Source organism: Saccharopolyspora spinosa NRRL 18395, assembly GCF_000194155.1.
GTDB classification, from domain to species: Bacteria; Actinomycetota; Actinomycetes; order Mycobacteriales; family Pseudonocardiaceae; genus Saccharopolyspora; species Saccharopolyspora spinosa.
This window is the reverse complement of record NZ_GL877879.1, coordinates 1,316,500-1,331,280: the sequence shown is the minus strand read 5'-3', so window position 1 is coordinate 1,331,280 and position 14,781 is coordinate 1,316,500. Positions and strand designations below refer to the sequence as shown.

Sequence of the window (14,781 nt, the reverse complement as noted above, 5' to 3'; positions counted from 1 at the left end):
ATTGCGATCGGCAACCGGGCGGTGGGCCGCCAGGACCGCAGCGCTGCTGCTGGCCGGCGTGGTGCCGCTGACCGCGCTGCCACCAGCGTCGGCGCAGGACGCGCCGCCCGCGCTGCAGCCGGTGCAGATCGTGCTGCTGGTCGACCAGTCCGGGAGCCTGACCGAGCAGGACGTAGCCGCCGAGCGCGACGCCGCGCGGGTGATCGTCCAGGGCGAGCCGGCCCGGGATTCCACCGTGTCGGTGCTGGGTTTCGGCAGCGCGAACGCGCCTGGCCGGTCGGCGGTCGACCCGGTCTGCCCGCCGACGAAACCGGATTCGCCGCAGAGCCGGCAGTTCCTCGGCGACTGCGTCGGCGGCATCCACCGGCGCGCCCCGGCCGAGGGCGACGGCACGGACCACGTCCAGGCCCTGCGCCAGGCGCTGAGCTACCTCAGCCAGCCGAGCGCCGAGGGACAGCCCAAGATCGTCTTCTTGTTGACCGATGGCATGCTGGACGTGCGCGACAGCCCCGAGTACGGCAGGACCGCCGATGAGCGCAACGCCACCGCGCGGTTCCGGCTCTCCGGCGTGCTGGACGAGCTGAACCACGCCGGCGTCAGCGTCTGGCCGCTGGGATTCGGCCAGGCAGACCAGAAGCAGCTCGACGAGTTCGCCACCGGTGCCGCGCAGGACCGTTGCGGGCTGCGCACCGCGCCGCCGAGCGCGACGGTGATCAAGGAGTCCGCCGACCTTTGGGGGGCCATCGGCCGGGCGTCCAGCTCGGCCCGCTGCACGAGCGTCGGGGAGCCCGTGCCCGGCCAGCTGCCCTCCGGCGGGACGGTCGAGCTGCCCGTGGAAGTCCCGGCCATCGCCAGCGAAGGCACGATCCTGGTGTTCAAGCGCGACCCGCGGATCCTGGTCAGCTACCTCGACCCGAACGGCGGGAAGGTCCCGGCCAACGGCGACTTCGGCGGCTCCCACTTCGAGCTGGGCGGCCAGGACACCGAGGCCGAGGCGATGCGGATCCTCAACCCGACACCGGGCCGCTGGACCGTGCTGCTGGAGTCCCGGCCGGGAGTGCCGCCGCAAGAAGTCGGGGCCATGACGGTCTTCCAGGGGGCGGTCCGCGCGCTCCCGTACATCGCGCCGCAGACCCCGGCCCCGGGATCTGCGGTGCAGTTCTTCATGCGGGTGCGCGGCGCCAGGACGGCGATCAAGGACCCGGAGCAGCTGAAAGGCCTGACGTTGACCGCGGAACTGCGCGGGGACGGGTTCGCCCCGGTCCCGCCGGTCGAGCTGTCGGACGAGGACGGCGACGGCGAGTACCAGGGCCGGATCGTCGTGCCCGAGACCGCGACGGGGCGGCTGGACTTCGTCGGCGGCATCACCGGGGTCGGCGTGAGCGGCGACCACCAGATCTTGCCCACCCGGATCTCGTCCGGAGCGGGAGGAGTGCAGAGCGTGCTGAACCTCGATGACGCGGAAGCCGAAGTCGTCGCCGGAACCTCGCTGAACGGCAGCATCGACGTCAACAACGCGACCGGTCAGCCCAGGACCATCCGGATCGAGCTGACCGATCTCAGCCAGGGAGCGCTGGTGACGGCCTCGCCGGAGAAGCTGGTGGTCCCGCCGGCGGCGGGCTCGCAGCGGCTGGGTTTCACCCTCACCTTTGACCCGGCGACCGCGCTGGGATCGAACCAGGGCCGCATCCGACTGGTGGACGAGGCCACCGGTGCGGTGCTGCGCGATCCGGTGTTCGAGCGCGAAGTCGTGGCGCCGCCGTCGTGGTACGAATCCCTTTGGTGGCTTTGGGTCCTGCTCTTCGCCGCGGCCACCGCGGCGGTCGGCGCGGTCCTGCTGCGGAGGCGGCGGCGCAACGCCGAGCGCGACGTCCGCGGGATCCGGGTCGAGCTGCGCCGCCACGGACAGCCCACCGGCAACTCGGTCAAGGCACACCAGCACGGGGTGGAGTTCCGCTTCGGCGTCCACCGCGGCGAAAGCGCCGCCGACACCCGCATCACCGCGGGCTCCGGCGGGGATCGCTACCGGGTGCAGCGGGCAGCGGGCGGGCCGGTGTTGACCGGGCCGTCCGGCGAACCGCTCGGCCTGGCCCCGGGCGGGGTGCTCGAACTGGCCGACGGAGTGGAACTGGTCATCCACGACCGGCCAGCCCGGCGGCGCGCGGCGAAACCCGCCCGCGGCAAGGAAGTCCGAAGTGGACGAACGACGAAACCGAAGCGGTCGTACGACCCCTACGACCTCTGAAGTGAGGACCCCACCATGAAGATCCACCAGCCGATGCTGTTCCTCGGCCTCGGGGGCACCGGATGCCGCGTCGGCCGCGAGCTGGAGCGAGTGCTACGCGAGTCGCTCTGCGGCCCCGACGGCACCGAGCTCATCGCGCGCATGCACGGGCACGACTACCTGCCCTACCAGCTGCCGTCCTGCCTTCAGTTCGTGTACGCGGACCTCAGCATCGACGAGCTGAGCAAGGTGCTGCCGAACGTGGTGCCCAGCTCCGACCACCACGTCGCCGCACAGCACACCACGCACCTCATCGCGAACCTCGTCCCGCCGAACCACCACAACAGCGCGCAACTGGCCCAGGCGATGCGGATCACCCTGGACGAGCCCATCGGCTGGCTGCCCGGGCCGGAGACCGATCCCCGGGTGGCGCCGCTGAGCGCGGGCGCCGGCCAGCTCCCGACGGTCGGCCGGGCGGTGCTGTTCGAGACGATGCGCCAGGGCCACGGACCCGGCGCCGTGCTGCACGGCGTGACCGCGGCGATGCAGCGGATCAAGGCCTCCGGGGCGGTGCTGCACGAGCTCGGCGGGAAGCTGGGCAACGCCGTCGACGTGTTCGTCGCCTTCTCGGTGGCCGGCGGCACCGGCAGCGGCATCTTCTACGACTACCTGCACCTGATCGGCGAGCACCTGCGGCAGGCCGGGACGGAGGCCCGGATCTACCCGCTGGTGCTGATGCCCTCGGCGTTCAAGGAAGGCATGGGCGGCGGCCGGGCCGCCGTGCTCAACTCGGCCACCGCGCTCGTCGACCTGTTCCGCCTGATCGACGACCAGAACGCCCAGGGGGCCGGGGACGAGGTCGGCGGTGCCCAGGACGTGGGCCCGCTGTCGGTCTGGTTCCCCGGCGAACCGCGCCCGACCAGCCTGCGGCCCGCCACCGTGCAGACCGCCTTCCTGTTCGGCCGGCCGAAGGACGGGGTCAGCGGCGATGACCTGGTCCGCTCGATGGTCTCGCTGGTCACCACCCTGATCGGCGCCGGCTCCGAGGGCGATCAGTCCTTCGCCGACCGCTTCATCAACGACACGGCCAGCCGCTCGGCGTTCGCCGACACCGGCATCGGCCGGCGGGGCGTGTCGACGTCCGCGGTCGCCTCGCTGACCATCCCGCTCGCGGTGCTCGCGGACGTGGTCAGCTCGCGGCTGCTGGCCGAGGCGGTGCGGGTCATGCGGCAGGCACCGACCGGGGCCGGGGTGCGCAACCGCGACCTCATCGAGCGCTTCGACGTCGCCGCCGGGCTGGAGGGCTTCCTGACCTGCGCGCCGCTGGAGCCCTTCGCCGACGTCGAGGACGTCCCCGTCGGCTACGACTCGATCATCCAGGCGCTGAGCGCCCGGGCGCGGACCATGCAGGAGAGCCTGGACCGCAACGAGCGCCTGCTGGGCCCGCACCTCGGCCGGTTGGCCCGGGACTTCGACCCGGCCAAGGCCGCGGAGGAGCTGTCGCGCACGATCGACCCGTTCCGGCTGCGGCGGGTTCTGCGCGGCGATCCGGCCTATCCCGAGAAGCTCGACCGGGGCGGGTACGAGAAGATCCTCAACGACCGCAAGGAATCCCGGCGGGCGCCGGGCGAGTTCGGACTGCACCCGCCGCAGCCCGAGACCGTGCAGCGGCGGCGCACGTTGCGGCGGCTGCGCTGGCCGGACCAGGGCGTCCAGGAGGCGGTCGAGGACCAGGACGCCTGGTACCAGTGGCGGGTCCGGCGGCAGTGGCACGAGGCGTGGCGCAATAACGAGCGGGTCTGGGAGCCGCGCTGGCGCTCGTTCTGCGACCGGCTCACCGCCATCACCGACGAATTCGCGGATCACATCGCCGCAGACGACCGGCAGTTCTCCGAACGCGCCGCGCAGCTCTACGCGCCCCGGCTCGGGGTGTCCTACCTGCTGCCACCCGGACAAGGCGGGCTGGAGGGCTTCTACTCGCGGGTGCGCGAGGCCCTGGTGGAGCGGTTCCGCGACCGGCTCGGCACGAATTACACGGCGGCCGACATCGTCGGCCTGATCCTCGGCGAGGACGGCTGGTCCGGCGCCTACCGAGTCGGCCGGCAGCAGCCCGAAGCGGCGGTTCACCTGGTGCGCCAACGGATTCGCGGCGCCGTCTCGGAGTGCTTCCGGCCCGGCGGCGGCGAGCGGGCCCTCGTCCCGTCGATCCGGGACCTGCTCGCGGCGACCGTCGGCCGGGCCGACACGGCCATCGACGACGCCGACATCACGCACTTCCGCAAGCAGCTGGCCGGGCTGGTCCCCGGTGGGTACGCGCCCGCCGGCGAGGGAGACCTGAAGGTGCTCATCTCCTACCCCGGCAGCGCGCCCGACAACGCCGTGGAGACGTTCCTGCGGCGAGAACTGCTGCCGTCCGAGCACGCGCCGTCGATCGTGTTCCGGCCGAACGAGTCCGATTCGCTCGTCGTCGTCTTCTTCCGCACCGGCATGGGCATCACCCAGGTGCCCGAGATGCGCGAGGCCGTCCAGCTCGCGGCGGACGCCCGGCGGTACGAGCGGGCCGACGACCGGCTGTCGTGGCGCCAGCGGCTCGGCAGGGCACCGGGCTACCTGATCTCCACCCCGACCGACCGCGCGCTGATCCTGCAGAGCTTCCTCAACGCGATGTGGAACGGCCTCGTGGAGGTGGACCCGCCCGGACACGACCGCAGCCCGCAGCGGATCCGGGTGCACACCGGCCACACCGACGCCCCGCCGCTGGTCCTGGACCTCACCCCGTTCCGGGAGCTCTCCTCGTGGGGCAGCCTGCTGCAGGCCTACGAGGAGTGGGTGATCAGCAACGGCAGCGGCACCAATCGCGACCTCGCCGCGGAGCTGATCTCGATCAAGCCGCGCAACGTGGACCGCGATCCCGAGCCGCCGTCGCCGCTCTACACCACGCTCCACCAGCTCCCGGCGAAGGAAGCGCAGTTGCTCGACGAGATCCGCGACCGGCCTGGAATCGGCGCGGGCGAACAGCTCGACCTGATCGAGGAGTTCTGGACCCGGACCCTGCCCGCCGCGCTGGAACTGCCCTTCCGGGGCGTGCAGGCACCGTTCGCGAACCTGCGGGACATGACTAACTACTTCGACTATCGGTCCCCGGCGGTCGACCGGTGACCGCCCGCCGCGACGACCCCGTCCTCGTCGTCGACCTGCGCAATGGCGAGTGCGATGCCGAGCAGGCCGCAGGCGCGGTCCTGGTGCTCGACGACGCGGAGAAGGCCGCCGAGCACGACGACGTTTACCAAGCGCTGCTCGGGAATCCCGCGGTCTCCGGGGTGCTCTGCGTCGCCGTCGACGGCGGGCACGCCGACGGCGCGGTGCGGATCCGGCCCGCGCCGTCGCTGGCGCCCGTCGAGCGGGCGGCGACCGTCTGGATCGGCCACTCCGACGGGATCCGGTGGCGACCGGCCGAGCCGCTGGTGCGAGCGGTCGCGCGAGCCGCGGTCTCCGGCCTGGGACAGCTGGTCGACGCCCTCACCGATCCGGCGGTCTTCGCCGCCGTGGTGAAGGCCGTCAACACCCTGCCCTACAGCACGGCCAGCGCGGGCCTGGTCCTGGAGCGGACCAGCCTGCACGAGGTCGAGCTGCGCCGGGCGCAGGAGGAAGCCATCGCGTGGTTCACCGACCCGGACGCGGGCCGGGGCGGGGCGCAGGAACTGCCCCGGGACGAATTCCGGGCCGCTGTCCGGGAAACCATCGAGGTCGACTCCGCCGAGGACGTCCTGCTCCCCGGCGCGGAGCTGGCGGAGGCCCACACCCGCGCCGTCACGGCGCTCAACGCGGCCGACCACGCGCTCACCCGCGTCGACCACTTCCTCGCCCCGCTCCCGAAGCGGCCCCCGAGACCGGCCGTGGGGCCGGTCCTCGCCGAGGCGCGGGCGGCGGTGCGGGACTTCCACGACAAGGCCACCCAGCAGTTGCACCGCATCGACGAGAACCTGCGGGGACAGCGCGTCGGCAGGGACGTCGTCGTGCGACTCGGGGTGCGTGGCCCGGTTCCGGCGCGGCCGCGGGACATCCGCGACCGCTCGCGCCGGCTCGTCGAGGAGTGGCTCGGGCGGTACCGGTCGGTGGCGTGCCTGCTCCCCGACCTCGACGCGGAACGGGTCGGCCAGGAGCCGCAAGGTTGCTCGGCGGCCATCGCCGAGCTGGAGGGGCTGGCGCCGCCAGCCGGACCGGCACCGCGGCTCCCGACGTGGCCGCCGCCTTCGCTGGCGGTGCCGCTAGCGGCGGTGGCCGGTGGTCTCGCGGCGCTTGGAACCCACGCACTGGGCATCGCCACCGCGTTCTTCTTGCCCCTGCTGGTCTTGGCGTGGTTCGCCGCTGGTCTGGTGCTGCAGGCGCGGGAACCGACCGCGACCGGCGAGCAGGGCTTCGCCGAGGCCGCGCCGCCCACCGCGTTGTTCTGGGGATTGCCGGTGTTCGGCGGCTGGCTGCTGGTCTTCCTCGTTGTCGGTGCGGGAATTCCGGACTTGCTGGGCGCGGTCGCGGTTCTGCTCGCGGTGGTGCTGTCCGCCTGGACGATTGGGGTCGGCTGGCGGAGTTCGGTGCGGCAGTGGCGGCGCAAGCTCGACTTCGACGGGCTCCGGGACCGGTTGGCCGGGTCCGCGCAGCTGGTGGACGGGGTGATCCGGGCCGAGTGGCGGCCCTCGGCCCGGCGCGCGATGTTCGCGGAGGGGCTGCGCCAGGTGTCGATCGGCTTGACCGCCGTCCGGGAAGTGCTCGCCGGGCGCGCGGCCAACCTGCTCGGTTCTCCCGAGCAGCACGATGGAAACCACCCGTACGACCCACCGGACCGGGACGTCCACCAGGAGGTGTGTGAGGTCGTCGTCACCGACCTAGTCGACCTGACGATCGCCGCCCTCCGCCCGTGCTGGGCCGGGATCGACGCCGATCGGCCTGCGGCGCGTGAAGAACACGCGCGGGAGGCCGAGCGGCTGCTCACCGCCTACCGCGAACACCTCGGGCAGTACGGATTGCTCGTGCCACCGCCCTTCGCCCGCGAACGCGCCCATCGCGCCGAACTCGCCGCCCGGCTGTGGGACGACTCTCAGGTCGGCGACGCGCTCCGGTGCGACGTCGAAGCCGAGATGACGCAACTGTGCCACGCCCGGCAGCTCGGTGCCGTCAGCGGCATGGCCGACCGCGCACAACTCGTGCGGTTCGCACCCGTGTCGGTACGCGGCGGTCGGTGCGGGGATCTGTCGGGCGTCACCTGGACCGGCGAAGCCGAGATCGCGGGCACCGTGCGGCTCGTCCCGCTCAGGGAGGGGGTGTTCCAATGACGACCGAAGTGCGGTGCCGCGCGATCGACGGCACGCCGCGCACGATCCGGCTGGCGGTCGCCGGCGACGTCGGTGTCTCCGGTGGCGGCCTGCCGACCCGCCTGGTGTCGGTGGACGACGGCCCGCAGCTGCTGCAGAAATGGGTTCCCCGCGCCGATTCCGGTGGTCCGGGGCTGCTTCGCCCGCTGGACCGCGAGATCCGGGCCCTGCACCGCTTCGCGTGGGCGTTCCCGCACGACAGCTACCCGCCCGAGCTGCCGAGGCTGCGGTACTACGACGTGGACGGCGACGAGCCGTTCGTCCTCGTCGAGCCGTACCGGGGCGAACCCGTCGAGGGGCTGCTGCCGGAACTCGGGGCGCAGCACCGCTACCGGCTTCAGGTAGGCGTGCTGCGCGCCCTGCACCTCGCCGCCGTCGCCGGCGTGACCCACGGCCGGGTGGAGCTCGGGGCACTGCGGTGGGATTCCGGGAGCAGGACCGTGCAGCTCGTCGACTTCGAGCGGGCCGCCGGGATCGGCGAGCCGCGAGAGACGCCCGACGGCCGGCGAGCCGACGTCCGCGACGACGTCTGGGACGCGGGCCTGGCGCTCTGGCGCACGGTGCACCCGCACACCGGGCGCGGCGCGCCGGACCTCACGGTGGACGGCGGCGCGCTGAGCACGCTGCTCGACGGGGTTTTCGCCAACCCGCCGGAGGTCCGCCCGACTCCGGCGGACCTGCTGACCAGGCTCCGCGAGCCAACGGAAGTGCCGGTCCTCGTTCCCGGCAGCGCGCTGGTCCCGGGCGTCGAGGCCTACATGAACCTGTTGCGGCGCAAGCGGGGAAACGCGGCGGCGCAGGCGGTGCAGAGCGCCCCGTCGCGGTCCTGGCTGCCCTGGCGGCGCGCCTCGAAGTCCGAAGTGGACGAACAGCCCGCGCTGGTCCGCTGCCCGGTGTGCTTGGACTCCTATCCGCGTCCGCTGCCAGACGACGAGCTGTGGCGTCACGACGACGGGAAGTTCGTCGAGGACGACTCGTCCTCGCAGGACCCGCAGAAGCGGCAGTTTCGCAGCCTCAGCGGCTACCGCCGGTGCCCCAACCCGTCGGACGACGTCGCCGAGCATTTCCTGCCCGCGACGTACCACGACCACGGCCCGCCGCTGGTCGTGGCGATGATCGGCCGCCCATCGGCGGGGAAGACCCACCTGCTCGCCGCGATGGTCCGCGAGGTGGTCGATCGCGGCGGCCTGACGCCCTACGGGCTGACGGCGACCGCGCTGGACCTGCACCGCCACGACCGCTACCGGAAGCAGACCCTCGAACCGGCCCAACGCGGTGCGCAACTGCCGGCCACCCCCGAAGGCCTGACCGACCCGGCGGAGATCCTGCTGCTCAGCGGGCCGGGCGGAATCCGGCCACTGGTGTTCTTCGACGTGGCGGGCGAGGACCTGCAGGCGGTCGGCGACGCCCGGCTCGCGCGCTTCCTGATCGGCACCGGCTCCGTGATCTTCGTGCACGGGCTGGAAGCCGCGCCCGAGCGCGTCGGCAACCAGGCGTTCGAGATGTCCCTGGCCCGGCTCCGGGCGGTGCCGGATTTCGAACGACTGCCCGCGGCGATCGTCGCGACCAAGTCCGACCGGCTGCGATACCTCCCGCCGATCGACCGCTGGCTGCGGCACCGCAACGATGCTCTCGCGACGATCGATCCCGCGCTCCTGCACATGGAGAGCAGTTCGGTCTTCGCGTTCCTGCAGAACCGTGGGGAGCACGCCGCGCTGGCCCCGTTCAGCGTCTTCGACCGGTGCACCCTGCACTTCGTGTCGGCCAGCGGCAGCGAAGCCGCGCCGGGGCAGGAGCGGTTCCCGCGCGGGTTCGAGCCGGTCCGGGCGCTGGAGCCGCTCGTCGCCATCCTCGCGATGGCCGGGATGATCGAGGCGGACCGAGTCGGCACCTGAGCCGAGATCGATCAGGCAGTTGACCTCGATCTGGATCCGGCCATCCTGCTGACCCTCCCGCCGTCTACTCCGATCGGGCTACTGCGGACGAAAACTACCCAGTCGAGTGACAAGGCCCGGCTGTGCAGGGCCAACGCCGGTCGCCGCCGCCAAGCGGGCATCGAGGGTGCCTGGCGGCCGGAGCGGGATCCCGGGCGGCGTGCTGAGTGGCGCTCGATCAATTCGAGCAGCTCAGCGCGCTGCACGGGGGAGTGCCGGCGGCCGCATCCGACCGGGAAACGCCCCACCCGGGCTAAGGGGCGCTCCCCGGGCGGTGCCACGCGGGCCGCACGCCTGAGCGCGCATCGCTCGGCGCACGGGCATACCTTGGCCCGGAGTGATCGTGGACCTCCCCCAACACAGCCGCGGTACCGCGATCGCCCGCCCGTGGCCTGCTTCTTCGGCCTCCCCCCAAAATCCCTCCGAAGAAGCAGGCCACCTCATTGCCTCCCCGGCAACACGGCGATGGTTGCTCGGACAATATGGACCCGCAACCGCGCACCGCATGGGCATCACCCCACCGCTGCTCGGGGGTCAGCCCGAACCGGCCGCCGGCGACGTCGGGGAAGAAGTCCCGCGCGGCGGCCTCACCCAGGTATGCGGCGGTCGTGCCGGTCACATCTGTGCCATTCCGGTCCAAGCCACCGAGCGGGCGCTCGCTGCGGGTATCGGCTCCGCGGACCTTCGCGGTCAAATTGTGACTGCATTTCACGTAGTCATGATGGTAAATTTCCAACATATCTCCGAACGGGGGAGGCGATTGTTGGCGCTGCGAGATATGATTCAGACACGTGCGCACGAAATAGCCGATCGGCCGTCCTCGATCCGATTCGAGGACACGCAAAAAATGGGGGCGAGAGGTCGGGGGCCCGCTGCAACGCGAGTCCCCGGTCCCTCGATGGCCACGGAGTGGTCTCAAATGGATCTGTTCACGAGGTGCAGCGACCTCCCGTACGAGCAGTTGTGCGAGGAGATCAGGATTGCTGGGCGGGCGCGTAAGGAAGCTCTGGGGAGGGGTGCGACCGCCGACGTGGAAACGGCAGAGTCGGTGCTGAACTGGTTCCTGGAGGAACTGGCGGACCGGCTGAGGCAGGGGGTGCGCCGCGACGAACAGCCGCGGGGTGAGTCGGTTCCGCAGTGAATCGGACACGCGTCGTGGCGTCGGCCACGCGCGTGCCCGGCTTCCGCTTCCGGGACGTTTCAGCCGGTGTTGCGGGAGTTCAGCCGGGATCCGGGAGCTGCTAGTTGGCCGCGGGCGGTCACCAGGGCGGTTCGCGCGTCGTCGCGGGCGCCCTCGGCCAGGCGGTCGGCGGCGGTGCGGACCGCGGACGCGGCGTCGTCGGAGATTTCGATGTGCGGGTGCTGGTCCAGGAGGCCGACCGCGCGGGTCAACGCCTGGTGCGCTCGGTCGCCGGGATTGTGCTGCGCGGTGAGCAAGTCGATGAGTGCTGTGTCCACCGCGTCGCGCAGGGCTGCCTCGGTCGAGGTGTGCGGTACTGCAGTCACGGGGCGGAAGTCTATGCGCTGCAACGTATCTTCAGCGCCCTCGGGCATCACCCACATGGGTGGTCCTTGGCTAACTGAGTGCGTCGTCAGCACCCGTGTTCTGGATCTTCCGGCCTCGGGTGCGGTCAAGCGGCGTCGGGAAGCGGCAGCATCACCGCGTCTGAACCGCAGGGACTTTCGTCCCTAGAACTGCTCCGCAGCGGTGGTACTCAGAAGATGAGGCCGGATGGACGTAGGCGAGGAGGCGCTGACATGGATGGTGTCGTGAGCAACTCGCTGGATGCGTGGCTGTCCGACGCGGACACGCGTCGGCTGCTCCCGGTCGCGAACCGACCCTGGGTGCGCAACGAGGCGGAAGCCGAGCGCGATGCCCGGTCCCGCAGAACGACGGTGAACCTGGCGGTGCTGAGAGCTCCGCTCAACGGCGTGGACCTGGACAGCGAGGACCACGCGATGCTGACTTGGCTCGCCGATCGCGACGCCGACGTCGTGGCGGGCGTGCGCAGCCTCCTGGACCGCGCTCGCGCGGCCACGCCGATCCCCGAAGCGGAACGGGAATCCCTCTGACATCAGCGGGAGATCCGCGCCGCGGCGGGTGCAGCTCGCCGCGTATCCGCTGGCGTATCCGCTGGCGTATCCGCTGGTGCGCGGGTGCAGCTGACGGGGTCGGGCGTTTTTACCGGCCCGGTAAACGATTTACCGGCGAACAGCAGGTGTTGTTCTGGCTCTACACCACCGATGATGCACAGGCAGGCGTAGCGACGTTCCTGGAGAGAAGATCGGCGGTGTTCCGTGACGACTGAACTCGAATTGCGAAACGACCACCTGGCGGTGCAGTTGACGCCCGACCGGGGCGCGGACATCACCGCGCTGACCGATGCCCGGACCGGCGCGCAGCTGCTCTATCGCACGCCGTGGGCGGATTCGGCCCAGCCCGGGCCGTGGGCGCCGGAATCCCGCCAGTCCTGGCAGGCCTTGTACCAGGGTGGTTGGCAGCTGCTGTGCCCGAATGCCGGCGATGCGTCGAACGTTGCGGGCGGCACCTGGGGTTTTCACGGCGAAGCCTGCCTGCTGCGCTGGACGGTCGAGGAGTCCACTTCGGACTCTGCGACCCTTTCGGTGCGGTTGAGCCAGGCTCCGCTGCGGATTCGGCGGCAGGTGGTGCTGGACGGATCGGTGCTGAAGGTGGAGGACACGTTCCGCAACGAGAGTCCCGACCCGGTTTCGGTGGCGATCGTGCATCACCCGGCCTTCGGAGCACCCTTGGTGACGCCGGGGGCACGGATCGCATCGGGTGCGCAGAAGCTCACGGTGGACCCGACGTCCGGTCCTGTAGTGGAAGCCGGTGCGACGCTCGCGTGGCCGGTCTCGGAGCTGTCGACGCTGCCGCCCGGCGGCCCCGGTCAGGCCACGCTCGCGTACTTCGGGGATTTCACCGAACACTGGGTATCGATCACCAGCGCCGACGGCGACCTGGGCGTGGTCATGGCGTGGAACGGCGACGTGCTGCCGAACGCCTGGCTGTGGTTCGAAGGCAACGCGACACCCGGATTGCCCTGGTACCGAACGGAATACGTCTTCGCGGCTGAGCCCGCGTCGACGATCCCCGCGGGCGGCGTCGAGCAGGCGAGGGCAAACGGCGGGAACCTCGTCGAAATCGCCCCGCGCGGTTCGGTGTCCACTGCGGTGTGCCTTGCGGTGCACCACGATTCCCGGCCGGTCACCGGCATGGACCTGACCGGCCGGATCACCTTCGAACGAGACAACCGCTGACGTTCGAGTAACAATGACGCCCCGGTGCCACGCACCGGGGCGTCATACATTCAGCGGTCGAAACGACCCTGCTGCACCGCACGAACGAACGTGCTCACGTCAACAGCCAACGTCGCACCGTCCTGGTCCTTCGAATCGCGGATTGCGTCTAATGTGGTGGCGACTTCGACGCATTCACCGTTAACGTTACTGTATGAACTTTTGCGCCAGCGAATCTCGGTCATGACTACCGTGCTCCTCTACCATAATCTTCGCGATCAATTTTGCCGAGTCAGCAAAATTAATCGCATAACTACACATCGTATCGATCGCTTTGCGATACGTATCGATGTCGCCGGATTCAGTTACAAATACTTCTCCGCTGAAATGTTCAAAGTGTACGAACGGAGGTCCGTCTGGAAACTCGTAAATGGTAAATGGTCCTGCCGTGCCCGGGTGAAACGGCGAACGAATCGGCACCACCCTCAGCGTGATGTAAACATTCAGGTGCCTGAGTTGATCTCGGATTCTCTCCGCCGTGGCGGACTCGATGAACGTCTTCGCACCGCCAGCACCGTCAGGGCCGGCAGCAACCGCTGCCCATACAGGATTGCCCGCCCACCGTCTCCAGAGCCCGCCAGAGTCCGTCCACACGACCCCGCGAGGACTCGACTGTGAGGGTGAGCCGGTCAAGCACAACCCGAATCAGGCAAGTCAAGAACACGAGAGCGCGGCTCCTGGATAGACCGTCACGGCTTGGACAACCCGATGATCTCCCACCGGAAACCACGCCCTCGTCTCGCCTGGACAGAAACCCGCCGCAACCCTCAGATCAACCTTGCACACGCCCTGGAGCTCAACACCACAGGTGTGGGGCATCGTCAGCACCGACGCCCCACACCGACACACCCCGCACCACCACGGCAACGGCAACGGCAACGGTACGAATGTTGTCAGCTGTGCGTCATGAGACGATTGTTTACTTCTGTTTGTCCACACCGGACAGTCGAGGGGTGCCGCGAGGTAGGGTCGCCGGGTTAGTAGCCCGTTTCAATTGAAACTGCACACCCACGGGTCACAGGTGGGCGAGCAGCGATGCCACGAGGGCTGCTCGTTCGGGTAGGGAGGCCGCGACGATCTGCGCGGGGGAGCGGTGCTGACCCCGGCGGCGTGATCAGGGCTTGCGGCCGACGCCGGCGAGGCCGGTGAACCGCTCGGGGTGCTCGGCGACGTCGGCCGCGGCGACCGGACGCCACAGCGGCAGGGTCACGACACCCGGATCGATCAGTTCGAACCCGTCGAAGAACTCGGTGACTGCGGCGCGCGTGCGCATGGTCAACGGCGTGGCGGTGCGCTGCCGGTAGAGGTCGGCGTGCGACGGCGCCACATCGGGTCGCCCATCGGCGCTGGCGTGCGAGAGGATGAGGAAGCTGCCCGGCGCGAGCGCTTCGCGGTACCTGGCGACGATCTCGTTGGGCCGGGCCTCGTCACCGACGAAGTGCAGGACCGCGACCATCATCAGCGCCACCGGTCGGCTCAGGTCCAGCAGCTCCGCGACCTCGGGGGAGTCGAGCACCTGGTCCGGCTTCCGGAGGTCGGCGCGGACGATCGTCGCGTTCGGGTTGTCCCGCAACAGGTTCTTGCTGTAGGCGACCGCGACCGGATCGGTGTCCACGTAGATCACGCGGGAGTCCGGCGCCGCGACCTGTGCGACCTCGTGCACGTTGCCGACGGTCGGGATGCCCGAGCCGAGGTCGAGGAACTGGCGGATGCCCTGCTCGGCGCAGAACTGCACGGCCCGCCGCAGGAAGGCGCGGTTGGCCTGCATGATCAGCGGTAGCTCCGGCCACATCCGGATGGCCTCTTCGGCCATCTGGCGGTCGATCGCGAAGTTGTGGTTGCCGCCGAGGTAATAGTCGTAAACCCGGGCCGCGTTGGGCTTGTCGAGGTCGATGCTCTCCGGCTCGGTCGGCAGCTCCGACATCCATTCCTCCTC

The 14,781-nt window shown here is 70.5% G+C and carries 11 protein-coding genes; 7 read left to right on the top strand and 4 right to left on the bottom strand.

Annotated elements, in window-relative coordinates; genetic code table 11:
- Position 1: 1 nt before the first annotated feature.
- The 5 genes from SSPN_RS0125210 (at position 2) to SSPN_RS55365 (ending at position 10,668) form a co-directional block, all read left to right on the top strand.
- Positions 2-2,245 (top strand): vWA domain-containing protein, encoded by a 2,244-nt coding sequence (locus SSPN_RS0125210; protein ID WP_158309643.1) that lies wholly within the window; start codon positions 2-4, stop codon positions 2,243-2,245.
- 15 nt (positions 2,246-2,260) lie between these two features.
- Positions 2,261-5,383 (top strand): tubulin-like doman-containing protein, encoded by a 3,123-nt coding sequence (locus SSPN_RS0125205; protein ID WP_010310457.1) that lies wholly within the window; start codon positions 2,261-2,263, stop codon positions 5,381-5,383.
- Complete coding sequence (locus SSPN_RS0125200; RefSeq protein WP_010310455.1) at positions 5,380-7,554, top strand: hypothetical protein; 2,175 nt, start codon at positions 5,380-5,382, stop codon at positions 7,552-7,554. The genes SSPN_RS0125205 and SSPN_RS0125200 overlap by 4 nt, the downstream gene beginning before the upstream one ends.
- Positions 7,551-9,488, top strand: coding sequence for a hypothetical protein (locus SSPN_RS49265; protein WP_010310453.1), 1,938 nt, complete (start codon positions 7,551-7,553; stop codon positions 9,486-9,488). The genes SSPN_RS0125200 and SSPN_RS49265 overlap by 4 nt, the downstream gene beginning before the upstream one ends.
- 958 nt (positions 9,489-10,446) lie before the next feature.
- The gene (locus SSPN_RS55365; protein ID WP_101376953.1) at positions 10,447-10,668 is read left to right on the top strand and encodes a hypothetical protein; all 222 of its coding nucleotides are present in this window, start codon (positions 10,447-10,449) and stop codon (positions 10,666-10,668) included.
- Positions 10,669-10,727: 59 nt separating this feature from the next.
- Here SSPN_RS55365 and SSPN_RS0125185 read toward each other — a convergent pair whose 3' ends face one another.
- Positions 10,728-11,090, bottom strand: a complete 363-nt coding sequence (locus SSPN_RS0125185; RefSeq protein WP_010310449.1) for a hypothetical protein — start codon at positions 11,088-11,090, stop codon at positions 10,728-10,730.
- 207 nt (positions 11,091-11,297) lie between these two features.
- Between SSPN_RS0125185 and SSPN_RS45715 the strand changes: the two genes are divergently transcribed.
- Entirely contained in the window at positions 11,298-11,600 is a 303-nt protein-coding gene (locus SSPN_RS45715; RefSeq protein WP_148272034.1) for a hypothetical protein, read from the top strand.
- Positions 11,601-11,825: 225 nt separating this feature from the next.
- Complete coding sequence (locus SSPN_RS0125175; protein ID WP_010310445.1) at positions 11,826-12,806, top strand: DUF4432 family protein; 981 nt, start codon at positions 11,826-11,828, stop codon at positions 12,804-12,806.
- A gap of 50 nt (positions 12,807-12,856) precedes the next feature.
- Here the strand turns inward: SSPN_RS0125175 and SSPN_RS51900 are convergent, their stop codons facing one another.
- The 3 genes from SSPN_RS51900 to SSPN_RS0125165 all read right to left on the bottom strand — a co-directional run bounded on the left by SSPN_RS51900 (position 12,857) and on the right by SSPN_RS0125165 (position 14,769).
- The gene (locus SSPN_RS51900) at positions 12,857-13,030 is read right to left on the bottom strand and encodes a DUF397 domain-containing protein (RefSeq protein ID WP_010310442.1); all 174 of its coding nucleotides are present in this window, start codon (positions 13,028-13,030) and stop codon (positions 12,857-12,859) included.
- Entirely contained in the window at positions 12,993-13,265 is a 273-nt protein-coding gene (locus SSPN_RS62920; protein WP_420188303.1) for a Scr1 family TA system antitoxin-like transcriptional regulator, read from the bottom strand. The genes SSPN_RS51900 and SSPN_RS62920 overlap by 38 nt, the downstream gene beginning before the upstream one ends.
- Before the next feature lie 694 nt (positions 13,266-13,959).
- Entirely contained in the window at positions 13,960-14,769 is an 810-nt protein-coding gene (locus SSPN_RS0125165; RefSeq protein WP_010310440.1) for an SAM-dependent methyltransferase, read from the bottom strand.
- Between the last annotated feature and the right edge of the window lie 12 nt (positions 14,770-14,781).